We start from the raw sequence: 15,313 nt of genomic DNA, 5'->3' as shown, positions 1-15,313 counted from the left end.
TTCTCTCGCACAGCGGTACCGGTATGAGTGGGGACACCCAACGTCGACCCGTATGCGTGTCGCGATTCTCGGCTGCGGGTACGTCGGACTCGAACTGGGGCGCCAACTGACCGACGCCGGCCACGAGGCGATCGGCGTCAGGCGCTCCGAGGACGGACTCGCGGCCATCGAGGACGCGGGGTTCACCGCCGTCCAGGCCGACCTGCTCGATGCGGATTCGCTGTCGGCGGTCCCTGACGTGGACGCACTCGTCTACGCCGCCAGCACCGGTGGCCGCGGGGCCGACGCCGCCCGCCGGATCTACGTCGCGGGGATGCGGACCGCCCTCTCGCACTTCTCGTCTCGCGAGGACCCGCCCGACCGCCTCGTCTACACCTCCAGCACGGGCGTCCACGGCGACCACGACGGCGACTGGGTGACCGAGGAGACGCCGCTCTCGCCGACCACGCCGAAGACCGAGGTACTGGTCGCGGCCGAGGAACTGGCGCTCTCGGCGGGCGAGGCGTTCGACATCGACGGGACCGTCGCCCGCTTCTCCGGCCTGTACGGCCCGGACCGCTACCGGCTGGAGCGCTACCTCGAGGGCCCGGTGACCGAGGGCTACCTGAACATGGTCCACGGCGAGGACGCCGCCGGCGCGGTGGCGTACCTCCTCGCCGAGGACCTCGCCCCCGGCGCGGTCGTCCAGGTCACCGACGACGAACCCGTCTCGAAGTGGACGTTCGCGGACTGGCTGGCCGAGCAGTGCGGCGTCGACGAACCGCCGAAACAGACCATCGAGGAGCGCCTCGCCGGGGGCGACCTCTCCGACGCCGCAGAGCGCCGGCTCCGGACCTCGAAGCGCGTCTCGAACGAGAAACTCCGGGGGCTCGGCTACGAGTTCAGGTATCCGACGTTCCGGGAAGGATACCGTCAGGCGGTCGATTTGTACCGCGAGAGACATTCGTGACGGGTTTGGGGAACCTTCTTACCGGTCGCCCGTGAGAACTGGAATATGTGGTTCGTTGTCAGCCCGGCGGCCCTGGGTGCCCGCGCCGCCGGCGTCGTCGAGTCCGCGACGGCAGACCCGATGATGCTGGGTGGGGTCGTCGCGGGCCTGCTGGTCCTCGGTGTCGGTGGGTGGGCCGGCGTCAACCGCCTCCGCCGGACGGAGGGCGAACGGTTCCTCCGTGCCCTCCGTCGAAACGACGCGGTGAGCGTCCTCCTCCATCCCAACCCCGACCCGGACGCGATGGCCTGTGGGATGGCCGTCGCACAGCTCTGTCGACACGCGGGCGTCGACGCGACCCTCCAGTTCCCCGGCGAGATACGTCACCAGGAGAACCGGGCGTTCCGGACCGTCCTCGACCTCGAGGTCGAGAACATCGAGACGGCGGCTGACCTGGCCGGCGACGCCGTCGTCCTCGTCGACCACAACACGCCCCGTGGCTTCCAGGGCTCGCAGGGGGTCGAACCGTACGCGGTCGTCGATCACCACCCCGGCAACGGGACCGGCTCGGCGTTCACCGACATCCGGACCGACTACGGCGCGTGTGCGACCATCCTCGCGGAGTACTTCGACGACCTCGACGCGTCCATCGGGAACGGGAGCGGCGACGGGGTCGACCTCCCGTCGCGGACCGCGACCGGCATGGTCTACGGTATCCAGGCCGACACAAACCACCTCACGAAGGGGTGCTCGCCCGCCGAGTTCAGCGCGAGCAGCTACCTCTACCCGGCCGTGAACGAGGACCTGCTCGACCGTATCGCCAACCCGCAGGTCCCCCGCGAGGTGCTGAAGACGAAGGCGAAGGCCATCCACGAGGTCGACGTCGACGGTCCCTTCGGCGTCTGCGACCTCGGCGCGATCCCGAACGTCGACGCCATCCCGCAGGCGGCGGACGAGTTGATGCACCTCGAAGGCGTCTCCGCGGTCGTCGTCTACGGCGAGAAGGACGGCACCATCCACATGTCGGGGCGCTCGCGCGACGACCGCCTGCACATGGGCGAGGCCCTCCGGAACGTCGTCTCGGACATCCCGATGGCCGAGGCCGGCGGCCACGCCCGGATGGGCGGCGGCCAGATATCGAAGGACCACATGGAGGGGCTGGGTCCGTCGAAGGGCGTCTCCCGCGACCAGTTCAAGCAGATGCTGTTCGACGTGCTGGCCGGCGCGCGCCAGTGACCGAACGGTCGGCTTTTCTCCCCGACGCCCGAAACGGCGGCTATGGTTACGAAGACGGCGACGTGGGCCTACCGCGACCGCTTCCACGAGTCGTTCGGCCGGACGTACTTCCGGCGCTTCAGCGACGGTCTCGTCTCGAGCATCGGCCTCGGAACCTACCTCGGTGACCCGACGGACGCGGTCGACGAGCGCTACCACGAGTCCATCGTGACGGCGCTGGAGTCCGGCGTGAACGTCGTCGACACCGCCATCAACTACCGGTGCCAGCGCTCCGAGCGCGTCGTCGGTGAGGCGGTCCGGGACGCCGACGTAGACCGCGACGCGGTGCTGGTCGCCACGAAGGGTGGGTTCGTCCCCTTCGACGGCGAGCGTCCCGCGAACCCCGGCCAGTACGTCCAGTCCGAGTACGTGGATTCGGGCATCGCCGACCCCGACGACCTCGTGCGCGGGAGCCACTGCATCGCCCCCGACTACATCGACGACCAGCTGGACCGGTCGCTCGACAACCTCGGCCTCGACCACGTCGACCTCTACTACGTCCACAACCCCGAGACGCAACTCGCCGACCGGTCCCGCGAGGCCGTCTACGACCAGCTCGAGGCGACGTTCGAGCGACTGGAGCGACGGGCCGACGAGGGCGACATCCAGCACTACGGCGTGGCCACGTGGGAGTGCTTCCGCGTCCCGCCCGAGCACGACTCCTATCTCTCGCTGGCGGAGATCGTCGGGCGTGCCCGGTCGGCCGCGAAGACGGTCGGCAACGCCGCGACGCACTTCCGGGCCGTCCAGTTGCCCTTCAACGTCCACATGGCCGACGCGTTCACGGTCGAGGGCCAGTCCTCCGCCGACGGGGCGGTCAGCACGCTGGCGCTCGCCCACCAGGCCGACCTCGACGTGTTCACCAGCGCGTCCATCCTGCAGGGCGACCTCACCGCCGAGCTGCCGGAGGACGTTGGCGCGAAGCTCTCCGGCGATTCCACCGTCCAGAAGGCCATCAATTTCGCGCGGTCCGCCCCCGGGGTGACGAGTTCGCTGGTCGGCATGAGCCGGCCCGAACACGTCGAGGAGAACGTCGCCGCCGGGACGTTCGACCCGATGGGCGCGGACGCCTTCGACGCGACGTTCGAGTGAGAACGCGGTCGCTCACGGACTGAAAGAACAGAAACGCCCCCGCGACCCTGTCGTTACCTGATCTCCTTCCACTCGCCGCCGCAGTCCGGGCACGTTCGGACCGTGCCGATGGCGTCCGGGTCGTTCTTCGTCTTCAACGTCTTCCCGCACTCCGCGCAGTTGAGGCGTTCGTACGTGTCTTTCTCGAGCGTACCGTCGCGTAGGGCTTTCCTGACCGACTTCATGGGCGGCGCTACGATGGGGGAGGCCAAAAGTACCGTGGTGTCTCGACTTTCGATTCGAAAACTTTGAACCGGTCCACCCGGAACTGTCGAACGTGACAGCACAGACCGACACACGCGAGGGCGACGACATCCGTCGCTGGCGCGTGTTCGGGTCGCTCTGTGCGATGGTCTTCCTCGTCAACTTCGCCCGCGTCGTCTTCGCGCCGCTGCTCGACCCCTTCCGGGCGGCCTTCACCATCTCCTCGGAGGGGGCGGTCGGGCTCATCGCGACGCTGGCGTGGGTCGGCAGCGCGCTCCCGCGCATCCCGACGGGCTACCTGCTGACGCGGGTGCCACGACACCGGGTGGTGCTGGGGACCGGGGTGGTCCTCACGGCCGCGACGACGTTCACCGCGTTCGCCGACTCGCTCACCATGGTCTACCTCGGCGCGTTCCTGATGGGGCTGGCCAGCGGCGCGTACTTCATCGCCGCGAACCCCCTCGTCAGCGAGCTGTTCCCCGAGCGCGTCGGCCGGGCCATCGGCATCCACGGGATGTCGAGCCAGCTCGCGGCGGTGGCCGCCCCGCTGTTCGTCGGGCTGGTACTGGTCCAGAGTTCGTGGCAGGTGCCCGCGCTCGGCGACCTCGCGGCCTGGCGCGTGGTGATACTCACCATCGCGGTCGTGGCGGCCGTGACGACCGTCGCGTTCTACCTGGTGGCTCGCCGGTCCGCGATGCCGACCGCGGGCGCGGCCGACCGGGACCTGCTCGTCGCGCTGAAGCGCCAGTGGCGCATCATCCTGACCGGCTTCGTCGTGCTCGGTGGTACCGGGTTCGTCTGGAACGGCCTGTTCAACCTCTACGTCCGGTACCTCTCGGTCGCGAAGGGGCTCGCGCCCGCCCAGGGACGCACCCTGCTGACGCTGGTGTTCCTCGCGGGCGTCCCCGCGTTCTTCCTCACGGGCGACCTCGCCGACCGCATCCCCCACGTGCCCCTGCTGCTCGCGGTCCTCGGCGCGTTCGCGACCTGCCTGCTCGCGCTGACGTACGTCTCGGGGTTCCTGCCCATCGTCCTCGTCACGGTCGTCCTCGGCTACGTCATCCACAGTGCCTTCCCGGCGATGGACACGTTCCTGCTGGACTCGCTGCCCGACGAGAACCGGGCGTCGGCCTACGCCATCTACTCCGGCTCGATGATGATCTTCCAGGCCGCCGGCAGCGTGACGGTCGGGACCCTCGTCGACCTCGGCGTGCGGTACGACCTGGTCTACCGCGGGTTCGCGGTCCTCCTGTTCTGCATCCTCGCGGGCCTGCTCGTCCTCTACCGGCTCGACCGGCTGCCGACCGGCGCGTCCTGACCCGCTTCCGGACCGGTGCGGTATCGTGAAAGTCGGCAACCCGTGTCCCAAGTCGCGGTCGTTTTTAGACTCCGGTCCCGACCCCCGGATGATGGAGTACGTCCAGGAGCGGATCGCGACGCTCCACGACCTCACGAACCCCCGGCCGGACGCGCCGACCGACCGGACCGCCGTCGTGGTCCCCATGACCGAACGGGAGTACGCCGGCCTCGCCGCCGAGCAGGTGCTCTCGACGCTCGCCGCGGTCGACCCCGCCGCCGTCATCGTCCCCCTCCGCGCGCCCGCCGAACGGGTGCCCGACTTCCACGAGTGGCTCGGCTCGTTCGACCTCGACGTGGACCTGCTGTGGTGCTCGGCCGACGCCGTCTCGGACCTCCTGCACGAGCACGGCCTGGAGAACGGGTTCGGCAAGGGCCGGGACGTCTGGCTGGCCCTCGGCCTCGCCGCCGAGCGCGCCGACTACGTCGTCGTCCACGACGCCGACGCGAAGACCTACAGCGAGTCCCACGTCCCGCGACTGCTCTCCCCGCTCGACCAGGGCTTCGACTTCTCGAAGGGCTACTACGCCCGCGTCGAGAACAACCGGCTGTACGGCCGGCTCTTCCGGCTGTTCTACACGCCGCTGGTCCGGGCGCTCGACGACGCCCACGACCACCCGTTCCTCGACTACCTCGAATCCTTCCGGTACGCGCTGGCCGGCGAGTTCGCCATGACGGCCGACCTCGCCCGGCAGGTTCGCGCCCAGCGCGCCTTCGGGCTGGAGGTGGGCGTCCTCGCCGACACCTACGAACACGCCGGCTTCGAGGGAACCGCCCAGGTCGACCTCGGCCGCCACGAGCACGACCATCGCTCCGTGTCGGGCCCGACCGGCCTCTCGGACATGTCGACGCAGGTCGGGCAGGCGCTGTTCAACGCGCTCGCCGACCACGGCATCGACCCCGACTTCGAGACGCTGCCCGCGCGCTACGAGCAGGCCGCGACCGCGCTGGTCCGGCAGTACGCCGCCGACGCACGGTTCAACGGCCTCGACTTCGACGCGGCCGGCGAGCGCGAGCAGGTCGCGACCTACGCCGACGCGGTCGTCGAACCCGCCGTCGACACCCGGCTGCCGGCGTGGGCAGACGCTCCCCTCACCCCCGGGGACGTGGCGGCCGCCGCGGCCGAGGCGACGGCCCGGGTAGTCGAATGAATCTTTGTTCTCGGTGACATCTGGTCACCTATGCGCGTCAGTGAGGACGAACTCGCCGGTGTCGTGGAGCTGTTCGGCGGGCTCACCCGGGACGAACTGTACGAGGCGCTCTCCGAACTCGCCTACCGCGAGGGCGAGGAACTGGACGGCGCCGACGCCGGCGAGACGCTCGATTCGGCCATCTCGAGCTACCATCTGGTCGAGTACGAGAGCGACGCCGCCGAGAAACCCCTGCTGGTCGCCGGGCCGCGGGCGTTCCCCGAGCAACCGCCCCACAGCGAGGACCTGCCCCACATCATGGACGTCGAGCCCCGCGACGTGGACCGCGAGGCACTCGGCGAGGCCGTCCGGGAGACCCTCGACGACGAGGCGACCGCGGCCCTCGCCGGCGGCGACACCGACCGCATGCGCGAACTGGTCGACGTGAGCTACGACCTCGAGGCGTGGGCGCCGGTGGACTGCACCGGCATCCGTAACCGGCTCGACGCCCGGCTCTGAGCCGGAGTGGAAACCTCACAGGGAGGGTGAATGCTTTACATTTCTGGTGCGTATGTCTGCTCGATGGACCTGCGTCGCGTCGCCGAGTTCACACCCCGCCCCATCGGAGACCAGAAACACGATGCCGGGGTGCTCATCCCCGTCATCGAACGGGACGGCGAGTACCACCTGCTGTTCACGAAGCGCGCCGACCACCTCGGCAAACACCCCGGGCAGATGAGCTTCCCCGGCGGCGGCAACGAGCCGGGGGACGTCGACATCCGGGAGACCGCACTCCGCGAGGCCTACGAGGAGATCGGGCTCCACCCCGACGAGGTCGACCTCGTCGGCCGCCTCGACGACATCCGGACCATAACCGAGTACGCCGTGACGCCCTTCGTCGGCATGGCGCCCGACCGCGAGTACGACCCGAACGAGCGCGAGGTCGCCGAGGTCGCGGTCCTGCCGGTCGCGGCCCTGCTCGACGACGAGAACTACGAGTACGAGCACCGCGACCACCCGCACTACGGCGAAATCGTCATCCACTACTTCCACGTCGACGGCTATACCGTCTGGGGTGCGACCGGGCGGATCCTCGTGCAGTTGCTCGAGTTGACGACCGACTGGCGCGCGCCGATGCGGCTGGACCGCCGCATCTGAGGCGTCTCGGCAGGGCAACCGACAGACCGACGCGACACCCGACGCAAACCCTTTCTCTCCCGGCCCGGAACCCGCTTCCGTGAATCGCCGCGCAGTCCTCGCCGAACTCGGGGCGGCCGCCGCACTCGCGAGTCCGCTGGTGGCCTACGGCCTGGGACAGTCCGACCCGCAGCCAGCAGCCTGTCCGTCGTTCGAGGCCGCGGCCGACCGGACGGTCTGCCCGGGCGAGGAGGCTCCGATGACCGTCACGGTCGAGACCTCGGTCGGGGCAGAGACGCGGGTCGACTCGGTCCGGGTCGTCGTGGAGAACACGACCGATGCGCCGTGGCTCGTCGGCGTCAACTCCTGGACCCTCTACGAGTGGACCGGGACCGGGTGGACCCGGGTCGCCCCGGCCCAGCGCTGGCCGGTGCAGGCCCGGCTCCGGCCGTCGGCGCGGTACAGCTGGCTGCTCGGCCCGAACCGCGAGGGGGTCGCCGGCGAGACCGTCGTCGACCGAGTCGACCTCGAACGCGGCCACTGGGCGTTCTCGGTCGTGGCACAGCCCGAGGCCGCCGGGCCGGACGAGGAGGCGCTGGAACTGGTCGCGACGTACTCGCTTCCCTGAGGCCAGGGGTTTTGCCCTCGTGGCGGGTTTCTTGCCCGTCGCGGTCCTCTCTCCGAGTACCGTGCCCACCACCTGCGTCTACTGTGAGAGCGACGTCGAGCGCCACGACCCGGTGTACGTCCGCGAGGTCGAAGCCGGACGCGAGGGCGAGAAACCGTTCTGCAACTACGCCTGTCTCGCGGCGTACATCGACGACGAGCAGCTCACGTACGGGGCGTCGTGCGAGTGGTCGCCGGAGTGAGTTCCGGGTGACAGCGTGACGGTGCGGGTATCGGCTTCCCACGGCGATACTTCGTGTGCTCCGACACGCTTATGCCGGATGCTGGCCTGCCTATCAGTACATGGTCGCCCAGACGATGGATCGAGTTCCACTCGCCCGATAGTCAACTATTCTGTTGCTGTAGCGGAGGTGTCGGAGATTGCTGACAAGAGGCGTCACCCTGCCGAAGACCGGACTGGACGGTGTCGCGCTCAAGCCCAAGGAGGTCGACATCTCGGCAGCCGTCGGCCTCGACGTGGACATGCTCGCGGTCGATTACGAGGGTCGCGAGCACCTGCCCGACGCGTCGGTCCTGCGTGACCTCGCCGAGCACTCGCAGGTCATGGTCACCACGCCGGTCCGCGCCGACGGGTTCGACCCCCTCGGCGACGACTCGCTGGCCCGGACCCTCCCCGAGGACATCCGGCGCATCCTCGTCGCCGGCCACCCCGCCTACCTCACCGACGAGGAGAAGGGCCGGGCCATCGCGCCCCGCCTCGGCGCGGCCCGGAAGGTCGACTCGGAGGCGTGGGTCGGCACCGAGGGTATCGAGCGCATCGCGATGGCCGCCGGCGGCACCCAGTTCGAACTGCTGTCGCGCTCGACCGCGCGGGACCTCCGCGCCATGCGCGACGCCGGGTTCGCCGGCGAGGTCGCCATCTACGCGCCGACCGTCCTCACCGAGGACGACGACGCGGTGCTGGACGCGGTCGGTGGGTACGTCGCCCGCCGCGGCGCGGTCGCCCGGGCGCTGCCCGACGACTGCGCGACGGATTCCTCGGCGACCGGCCGGGCCCGCGAGGTGCTGCTGAAGGCGAGCACCGACTTCGCGCTCGTCGGCGACACCGCGACGGTCCGTGACCGGATTGCGGAGCTGAAGGAACTGGGCGCCGACTACGTGGTCGGCTACCCCGCCCGCGGGCTCGACGAGTTCCTGAACTGACCCGCCGTCGGCGCGTCGGCTCCGTGGCCCCTCGCGGTGGTGCTGACTGGTCGCCAGACGTGCAACATCGTTTATCTTTTCGGCGCCGGAAGCAGCCGGTACATGCCGCTCGACGCCGTCATCGAGGACCTCGAACAGGACCCGCACCGGCCCCGGAGTTTCTACGAGTACCCCGCCCTCTACGACTTCTATCACTCGCGCGTCCTCGACAGGGACGCACAGGTCGGACTGCTCCGGCGATACGAACCCGAGGACACCACCCGGGTGCTCGAGTTCGGCTGTGGCACCGGCCCGCTGCTCACGCGCATCGAGGACGAGTACGAGACGGTCCTCGGCATCGACGTGAACGAGGCGATGCTCGCGGTGGCGAGAGAGCGCGTCACGACGGCCGAGGTCCGCGAGGCCGACTTCACCGCGTGGTCGGCGGCCGACGACGGCCTGGTGTTCGACGTGTCGGTGCTGCTGGGCGGGATGTTACACCTCACGGACGACCGGGAGGTCGCGGCCCTCGCCGAGAACGCGTGCGAGAGCCTCCGGGACGACGGCGCCTTCGTGACCTTCTTCCAGCCGTTCTCGGACGACGTCGAGAACGGGAGCCGGGACGTCCAGACCGCCGAGTCCGACCGGTACTCGGTCGAGCGTCACTCCACCAGTGCCCTCACGTCCGCCGACGGGCACTACACCACGACCTACCAGTTCGTCATCCGCGACGAGGCCGAAGACCGCGAGGTGACGATGGGGACCGTCTTCGAGGGGCGGTTCCACGACCCCGACGCACTGCGGGAGACGTTCGCCGACGCCGGGTTCTCGCAGGTGGCGATACACGACGGCGACGGCCCGACGACGCTCCACGCGGTGAAGTAGGTCCCTGCAGGACGGCGAGCACGCCCCCGACTGCTGCGGTTCCGGAAGGGAATCGCCCGGCGGCAGAAGGTTTACCACACGCCCGCCTGCACCTCCGGTATGCACCTCGCGCGACACACGACGACGACCCTCCGCGACCGCCTCGACTCCGCCGAGGTCGCCCTCCTGCCGACGGGCAGCGTCGAACAGCACGGCCCCGCCCTGCCACTGGGAACCGACTTCATGGCGGCCGAGGCGGTCGCCGACGCCGTTTCCGACCGCGACGACGCGGTCTGCTTGCCCACACTCCCCGTGGGCGTCAGCGAGCACCACCGCCAGTTCGACGGGACGCTCTGGACCCACCCCGACACCTTCGAGAACTACGTGAGCGACGTGCTGGCGAGCGTCGCCAGCCACGGCGTCCGCAAGGCCGTCATCGTCAACGGCCATGGCGGCAACACCGACGCCATCACCCGCGCGGCTCGCCGCCTCCGGCGCGAGGAGACGGCCTTCGCCGCGCCGTGGAACTGGTGGTCGAACCTCGAGGGGCTGGACGCGGAACTGTTCGGCCAGTCCGGCATCGGCCACGCCGACGAGGTCGAGACGAGCATGGTGATGCACGTCGAACCGGACCTCGTCCGCGAGGAGAACCTGGAGGACGCCGAGGACGGGGCGGCGGACTCGTGGGGCAAGTCGGTCCACGGCGCGAACGTCGGCTTCGACACCGCGGACTTCTCCGAGTCCGGGGCGGTCGGCCACCCCACCGCCGGCTCGCCCGGCGCCGGGAAGCAACTGTTCGAGAAGGCGACCGACGACCTCGACGCGCTGGTCGACTGGCTCGCCGGCCACGAGTTCGAGGCGCTGCTGCCGGAGGCGCACCGATGACCGAATCGGAGGGTCCGGAGACCGTCGCCGTCGTCGGGGCCGGTGCGGTCGGCACCACTGCGGCGTACGACCTCGCGCGCGACGGCGCCGACGTGACCCTGTTCGAGGCGGGCGATATCGCCGGCGGGAGCACCGGGCGCGCCTCCGGTATCTGCTACGACGCCTTCGCCGAGGACGTCGACGCCGCGGTCGCCCAGCGCGCCATGGAGCGTTTCCGGGCGTTCGACGGCCAGGGCGACTTCGAGTTGACGCCGTGGCCCTACGTCTGGCTGGCCCGGGAGGGCGACGAGCGACGTGCCGAGGCCATCCGCGAGCAGGTCCCCCGGATGCAGACCAACGGCCGGAACGTCGAACTGGTCGACCCGGCCGACCTCGCAGCCGAGTTCGACGACCTCCGGACCGACGACGTGGCGGTCGCCGCGGTCGCCCACGACGCGGCCCACGTCGTCCCCGAGACCTACCCCCCGCTGCTCGCCGAGAAGGCCGAGGCGGAGGGCGCGACGGTTCGGACGGACACCCCGGTCGACCTCAGCACCGACCCGACGGGCGTGGTTCCCGATGGCGAAGACGCAGTGCAGGAGTTCGACGCGGTGCTGGTCGCCGCCGGCGCGCACTCGAAACAGTTGCTCGCCGACGCCGGGGCCCCCATCGCGATGAAGCCCTACCGCGTGCAGGCACTGACCGCGAGCGACGACCTCGCGGTCCCCATCTGCTACGACGCCACCGGCGGATTCTACCTCCGGCCCCACCCAGAAGGGCTGCTCGCGGGCGACGGAACCGAGGAGGTCGAGGCTGACCCCGACGAGTGGGACCGTGACGCCGACGACTGGTTCCTGGACGATATGGCCGAGGGGCTGGACCGGCGCATCGGCCAGTCACCCGAGGTCGAGCGGTCCTGGGCCGGCCTCTGTACCGCGACGCCGGACCGTGACCCCCTGCTTGGCGAGGTTCGCGACGGGCTCTACGTCGCGACCGGCTTCCAGGGCCACGGGTTCATGCGGTCGCCCGCGCTGGGTGAAGCCGTCGCTGCGGAGATTCTCGGCGACGAGGGCATCGAGCCGTTCGACCCGACCCGGTTCGAGGGTGACGAGGCGTTCGAGATCGTCGAAGGGATGGATGTGGAGTAGCGAGTGAGGAACCTCGGGAGCGAGCGGCGAAGCCGCGAGGAATAGCGAGTGTCCGACTGGGAGGAGGACTCTCGAAACGAACGGCGAAGCCGCGAAGAGTAGCGAGATTCAGAGAGCGTTGCGAGTGAGAACCTCGAACGCGAAGGGCGAAGCCGTGAGCAGTACCGAGAAGCGAGATTACTCGTCGAAGTCCTCGTCGTCGAACGGCTCGTCGTCGCCCTCGTCGGGTTCGGCGATGGTGACGGTGTCGCCCGATTCCTCGGTTTCCCCGCCTTCTTCCTTCGGAATCTCGATCTCCAGCGTACCGTTCTTCCGGAGGGTCGCCTTCGCGTCCTCGGCGTTGACGAGCGCGTCGGCCGGGAGCTTCGCGTGCCCGTCGAGGGACATGCCGCGGCCGGGGACGCGCATCTCGAACTCCTCGTAGAACTGGCGGAAGCGGTCGATGCGGACCTCGACCGCGCCCTCGATGTAGCGGACCTGCACGTCGGACTGGGTCGCGCCGGGGGCGTCGAAGACGACGAGGTAGGCGTCGTCGGACTCGAGGACGTCGACCGGGAGCGGTCGGTTCTCCTGCACCTGACTGGCGGCGCGGCCGACCTGCTTGAGGACGGAATCGCTGACCGTCTTGCCGATGTCCCGCAGCGTCATAGCTCGATCTCCTCCAGGCAGTCGCTCCCCTGGCAGTACGGGCAGACGAAGTCACCGACCGTGGTGTCGTCGGGCATGTCGTACGTGTAGTGGAGTTCGAACATGTCCAGCTCACACTCGCCGTCGGTACACTTGACCTCCATCGTCGCTGGCATACCCGGGAGTTCGGCCGTCAGGGGAAAACAGTTTTCGGAGGGCGGAACGCTTTTCTTCGACTTGGCGAACATATCGGTGATGGGCACCACGTGGCATAGCGTCGTCGTCGTGACGGTCCTCCTCGTCGCATCGGTCGCCGGACCGGCGGCTGCGCCGGCTGCTGCCGACACCGCGCCGTCGGCGGCGGCCTCGCTGGACGACAGCACAGCGGTCGAACGAACACTCACGGTCCACCTGACCCCGGACGACCCCGGCAACGTCGAGTTGACCGCCGAGTTCCAGGTGGCCGCGAACGTCACCGGGCTGGACGTGGCCCTGCCGGAGACCGCGGTGGTGGTCGACCGCGATGGCTTCGAGCGCAGCGGCGGGGCCTGGGCGTACACCTGGGACGGCGAGACGGCCGCCCCGAGCATCCGTATCGAGATAGACGCCAACCAGCAGTTGTTCAATCGCTACAACTTCTACGACGAGGGGTCGTGGGCGCTGGTGCCGACCCGCTTCCCCGCGCGCTTCTTCACCACGGGTGCCGAGACGTACCACTCCTGGGAGGACGACACCCTCCCGACGACGTACCGCGCCGCCGGCGAGGGCGTCGTCGGCGACCGGATGGCCTTCCTCGGGCCGCACGAGGCGCGGACCTACACGTCCGAGGGGCGGACGATGACGCTGGTCATCCCCGAGGCGACCGGTGTCGTCGACGCCGACGACGTGTTCGGAACGCTGACGTACGCGATGGACGAACTAGAGGTCCACCACGGCGACAGGGACATCCGCGTCTTCGCCGCGCCAGACCCGATACGTCTGGGCGGCCTGCAGGCCGGGAACACCGACATGTGGGTCCACCACTCCTCGGCGGTGAACGACCCCGACAACGTCTGGGTGCACGAGTACATCCACACCCGCCAGCGGTTCACCACGACGCACAAGATGGACTGGTTCTTCGAGGGCAGCGCCGACTACACGACCGCCCTGCTCACCTACCAGGAGGGGCGCATCAGTTTCGAGGAGTTCTACACCCACGTCTCGACCGACCGTGACGCCGCCTCCCGCCTGAGCGCACAGAGCAAGTGGACCTCCGAGTACGCCGAGTACACGAAGGGGCGGCGCGTGCTGGCCGCACTCGACGCCGAGATCCGGCAGGCGACGAACGGGAACAACACCCTCGAGGACGTGTTCTACCTGCTGAACGTCCGGGACGAGGAGGTCACGGTGGCCAACTTCCAGCAGGCCGTGGTCGACGTGAGTGGCGACGAGTCCCTGCGGGGGTGGGTCGAGCGCTACGTCACGACCGACGCGGTGCCCGACGTGCCGGAGAACCGCTCGCTGTTCGCCGAACCCGAGGGCCCGCTCGACTCGGACGGCGACGGCATCACCGACGCCGAGGAGAACCGCCTCGGCCTGAACCGCCTGAACCCCGACACCGACGGCGACGGCATCGACGACCAGCGCGAGCGCGAACTCGGGACCGACCCCGCGAAGAAGGACACCGACGGCGACGGCCTCGACGACGGCACCGAGATAGAGTTCGCGGGCACCGACCCGACCGAGGCGGACACCGACGGCGACGGTCTCGACGACGGCACGGAGCGCTACGACACGAACACCGACCCGACCGACCCCGACACCGACGGCGACGGGGTGCCCGACGGCGAGGACGCCGCGCCCACCGATGCGTCGATACAGACCGCGACGGCGACCGAGACGGCAGAGCCGGGCGACGGAGAGACGACGACCCCGACTCCAACCGCCCCGGCGACGACCGAGACCACCACCGCGACCGACGGTGGCTCCGAGAGCGCGATTCCGGGCTTCGGCGTGGCCGGGATGGTGGCGGCACTGGTACTGCTCGGCACCAGCACCCTGTTGGCTCGGCGCGAGTGAACCAGTCGCCGAAGCCCACGTCGTCCTGTCAACTCGCAACGTTACCACGCGGTGACCTGACTCCCCGGATGACAACGACCTGAATACGGCGAGGCGCCACTAGACACCTGCCCACGGAGGGAGTACTATGGCAACAAACACGCAAGTACGCATCGGGCACTGCTCACCGGACGCCCCGGCCGTCGACGTCATCGTCGACGGGGAGACGGTCGCCTCGGACGTCTCGTTCAAGAACGTCAGCGACTACATGGAGCTGCCCGCGGGCAGTCACGACGTCAAGATCTGCCCCGCCGGTAAGCCGGACCAGCCGGTCATCGAGAAGTCCCTGGAGCTGGAGGCCGACCACGAGTTCACGATACTCGCCATCGGCACGCTCGCCGACATCGACACCCTCGTCCTGAACGACAAGAACGAGGAGAAGGCGAACGCGGGCCGGGTCCGCTTCGTCCACGCGGCCCCCGACGCCCCCAGCGTCGACGTGGCTTTCGACGGCGCGAAACTGTTCACCGAGATGCCGTTCGGGAAGGCGGGCGCCTACGCCAGCGTCGACGCCGGCAGCTACGAACTCCAGGTCATGCCCGCCGGGAAGAAGAAGCCCGTCCTGTCGGTCCCCGACGTCACCGTCGAGGCCGGCAAGACCTACACCGCGTTCGCGGTCGGGCAGCTGAGCGACGACTCGCTCGACGCCATCATCACGCTGGACCACCAGCCGATGGTCGCGCCCTGACCTGGTTCGTTTTTTCTGTCGACGGCCACGAGGAGTTCCGCACTCGTTTTACCGC

The 15,313-nt window shown here is 69.5% G+C and carries 18 protein-coding genes; 15 read left to right on the top strand and 3 right to left on the bottom strand.

What is annotated here, in order from left to right; genetic code table 11:
- The first annotated feature begins 52 nt into the window (after positions 1-52).
- From NOV86_RS15505 to NOV86_RS15495, 3 genes are read left to right on the top strand one after another with little or no spacing between them, the layout of a single operon-like run.
- Complete coding sequence (locus NOV86_RS15505; RefSeq protein ID WP_267642519.1) at positions 53-949, top strand: SDR family oxidoreductase; 897 nt, start codon at positions 53-55, stop codon at positions 947-949.
- A 45-nt stretch (positions 950-994) separates the two neighbouring features.
- The gene (locus tag NOV86_RS15500; protein ID WP_267642518.1) at positions 995-2,164 is read left to right on the top strand and encodes a DHH family phosphoesterase; all 1,170 of its coding nucleotides are present in this window, start codon (positions 995-997) and stop codon (positions 2,162-2,164) included.
- A gap of 42 nt (positions 2,165-2,206) precedes the next feature.
- A complete protein-coding gene (locus tag NOV86_RS15495; RefSeq protein ID WP_267642517.1) occupies positions 2,207-3,295 on the top strand; it encodes an aldo/keto reductase in 1,089 nt (362 codons plus the stop codon).
- A 53-nt stretch (positions 3,296-3,348) separates the two neighbouring features.
- Here NOV86_RS15495 and NOV86_RS15490 read toward each other — a convergent pair whose 3' ends face one another.
- Complete coding sequence (locus NOV86_RS15490) at positions 3,349-3,519, bottom strand: HVO_0758 family zinc finger protein (protein ID WP_261650432.1); 171 nt, start codon at positions 3,517-3,519, stop codon at positions 3,349-3,351.
- 164 nt (positions 3,520-3,683) lie between these two features.
- Here NOV86_RS15490 and NOV86_RS15485 point away from each other — a divergent pair, with 164 nt between their 5' ends.
- The 10 genes from NOV86_RS15485 to NOV86_RS15440 all read left to right on the top strand — a co-directional run bounded on the left by NOV86_RS15485 (position 3,684) and on the right by NOV86_RS15440 (position 11,846).
- Complete coding sequence (locus NOV86_RS15485) at positions 3,684-4,856, top strand: MFS transporter (RefSeq protein WP_267643121.1); 1,173 nt, start codon at positions 3,684-3,686, stop codon at positions 4,854-4,856.
- A 91-nt stretch (positions 4,857-4,947) separates the two neighbouring features.
- Positions 4,948-6,045, top strand: coding sequence for a glycosyltransferase family protein (locus NOV86_RS15480; RefSeq protein WP_267642516.1), 1,098 nt, complete (start codon positions 4,948-4,950; stop codon positions 6,043-6,045).
- A 30-nt stretch (positions 6,046-6,075) separates the two neighbouring features.
- Entirely contained in the window at positions 6,076-6,543 is a 468-nt protein-coding gene (locus tag NOV86_RS15475) for a DUF7109 family protein (RefSeq protein WP_267642515.1), read from the top strand.
- A gap of 63 nt (positions 6,544-6,606) precedes the next feature.
- Entirely contained in the window at positions 6,607-7,182 is a 576-nt protein-coding gene (locus NOV86_RS15470) for an NUDIX hydrolase (RefSeq protein WP_267642514.1), read from the top strand.
- Between the two features lie 79 nt (positions 7,183-7,261).
- Positions 7,262-7,789 carry a hypothetical protein gene (locus NOV86_RS15465; protein WP_267642513.1) on the top strand — a complete coding sequence of 176 codons (528 nt, stop codon included), beginning with the start codon at positions 7,262-7,264 and terminating at the stop codon, positions 7,787-7,789.
- Positions 7,790-7,850: 61 nt separating this feature from the next.
- Complete coding sequence (locus NOV86_RS15460; RefSeq protein ID WP_267642512.1) at positions 7,851-8,030, top strand: hypothetical protein; 180 nt, start codon at positions 7,851-7,853, stop codon at positions 8,028-8,030.
- 178 nt (positions 8,031-8,208) lie between these two features.
- Positions 8,209-8,991, top strand: coding sequence for a DUF7388 family protein (locus NOV86_RS15455; RefSeq protein ID WP_368408772.1), 783 nt, complete (start codon positions 8,209-8,211; stop codon positions 8,989-8,991).
- A 102-nt stretch (positions 8,992-9,093) separates the two neighbouring features.
- A complete protein-coding gene (locus tag NOV86_RS15450) occupies positions 9,094-9,855 on the top strand; it encodes a class I SAM-dependent DNA methyltransferase (protein ID WP_267642511.1) in 762 nt (253 codons plus the stop codon).
- Positions 9,856-9,954: 99 nt separating this feature from the next.
- On the top strand, positions 9,955-10,719 hold the full coding sequence (locus tag NOV86_RS15445; protein WP_267642510.1) for a creatininase family protein: 765 nt from the start codon (positions 9,955-9,957) through the stop codon (positions 10,717-10,719).
- Positions 10,716-11,846: an NAD(P)/FAD-dependent oxidoreductase gene (locus tag NOV86_RS15440; RefSeq protein ID WP_267642509.1), complete on the top strand. Its 1,131-nt coding sequence runs from the start codon at positions 10,716-10,718 to the stop codon at positions 11,844-11,846. The genes NOV86_RS15445 and NOV86_RS15440 overlap by 4 nt, the downstream gene beginning before the upstream one ends.
- A 177-nt stretch (positions 11,847-12,023) precedes the next feature.
- Here NOV86_RS15440 and NOV86_RS15435 read toward each other — a convergent pair whose 3' ends face one another.
- Together NOV86_RS15435 and NOV86_RS15430 are read right to left on the bottom strand one after the other, a co-directional pair.
- Positions 12,024-12,494: an Hsp20/alpha crystallin family protein gene (locus tag NOV86_RS15435; RefSeq protein WP_267642508.1), complete on the bottom strand. Its 471-nt coding sequence runs from the start codon at positions 12,492-12,494 to the stop codon at positions 12,024-12,026.
- On the bottom strand, positions 12,491-12,649 hold the full coding sequence (locus NOV86_RS15430) for a DUF7559 family protein (protein ID WP_267642507.1): 159 nt from the start codon (positions 12,647-12,649) through the stop codon (positions 12,491-12,493). Before NOV86_RS15430 ends, NOV86_RS15435 begins: the two co-directional genes overlap by 4 nt.
- 79 nt (positions 12,650-12,728) lie before the next feature.
- Here NOV86_RS15430 and NOV86_RS15425 point away from each other — a divergent pair, with 79 nt between their 5' ends.
- Both NOV86_RS15425 and NOV86_RS15420 read left to right on the top strand, forming a co-directional pair.
- Positions 12,729-14,531, top strand: a complete 1,803-nt coding sequence (locus NOV86_RS15425; RefSeq protein ID WP_267642506.1) for a M61 metallopeptidase family protein — start codon at positions 12,729-12,731, stop codon at positions 14,529-14,531.
- Positions 14,532-14,658: 127 nt separating this feature from the next.
- Positions 14,659-15,258: a DUF4397 domain-containing protein gene (locus NOV86_RS15420; protein WP_267642505.1), complete on the top strand. Its 600-nt coding sequence runs from the start codon at positions 14,659-14,661 to the stop codon at positions 15,256-15,258.
- Positions 15,259-15,313: the final 55 nt, after the last annotated feature.

The sequence above is a fragment of the Haloarchaeobius amylolyticus genome, from assembly GCF_026616195.1.
GTDB classification, from domain to species: domain Archaea; phylum Halobacteriota; class Halobacteria; order Halobacteriales; family Natrialbaceae; genus Haloarchaeobius; species Haloarchaeobius amylolyticus.
Note: the sequence above shows the minus strand (reverse complement) of the source record. Positions and strands in the feature narration are given on the sequence as shown.

Coding starts and splice junctions, on each gene's coding strand:
- NOV86_RS15505 (WP_267642519.1), top strand. CDS start 53: ATGCGTGTCGCGATTCTCGGCTGCGGGTACGTCGGACTCGAACTGGGG.
- NOV86_RS15500 (WP_267642518.1), top strand. CDS start 995: ATGTGGTTCGTTGTCAGCCCGGCGGCCCTGGGTGCCCGCGCCGCCGGC.
- NOV86_RS15495 (WP_267642517.1), top strand. CDS start 2,207: ATGGTTACGAAGACGGCGACGTGGGCCTACCGCGACCGCTTCCACGAG.
- NOV86_RS15490 (WP_261650432.1), bottom strand. CDS start 3,519: ATGAAGTCGGTCAGGAAAGCCCTACGCGACGGTACGCTCGAGAAAGAC.
- NOV86_RS15485 (WP_267643121.1), top strand. CDS start 3,684: ATGGTCTTCCTCGTCAACTTCGCCCGCGTCGTCTTCGCGCCGCTGCTC.
- NOV86_RS15480 (WP_267642516.1), top strand. CDS start 4,948: ATGGAGTACGTCCAGGAGCGGATCGCGACGCTCCACGACCTCACGAAC.
- NOV86_RS15475 (WP_267642515.1), top strand. CDS start 6,076: ATGCGCGTCAGTGAGGACGAACTCGCCGGTGTCGTGGAGCTGTTCGGC.
- NOV86_RS15470 (WP_267642514.1), top strand. CDS start 6,607: ATGGACCTGCGTCGCGTCGCCGAGTTCACACCCCGCCCCATCGGAGAC.
- NOV86_RS15450 (WP_267642511.1), top strand. CDS start 9,094: ATGCCGCTCGACGCCGTCATCGAGGACCTCGAACAGGACCCGCACCGG.
- NOV86_RS15445 (WP_267642510.1), top strand. CDS start 9,955: ATGCACCTCGCGCGACACACGACGACGACCCTCCGCGACCGCCTCGAC.
- NOV86_RS15440 (WP_267642509.1), top strand. CDS start 10,716: ATGACCGAATCGGAGGGTCCGGAGACCGTCGCCGTCGTCGGGGCCGGT.
- NOV86_RS15435 (WP_267642508.1), bottom strand. CDS start 12,494: ATGACGCTGCGGGACATCGGCAAGACGGTCAGCGATTCCGTCCTCAAG.
- NOV86_RS15430 (WP_267642507.1), bottom strand. CDS start 12,649: ATGCCAGCGACGATGGAGGTCAAGTGTACCGACGGCGAGTGTGAGCTG.
- NOV86_RS15425 (WP_267642506.1), top strand. CDS start 12,729: ATGGGCACCACGTGGCATAGCGTCGTCGTCGTGACGGTCCTCCTCGTC.
- NOV86_RS15420 (WP_267642505.1), top strand. CDS start 14,659: ATGGCAACAAACACGCAAGTACGCATCGGGCACTGCTCACCGGACGCC.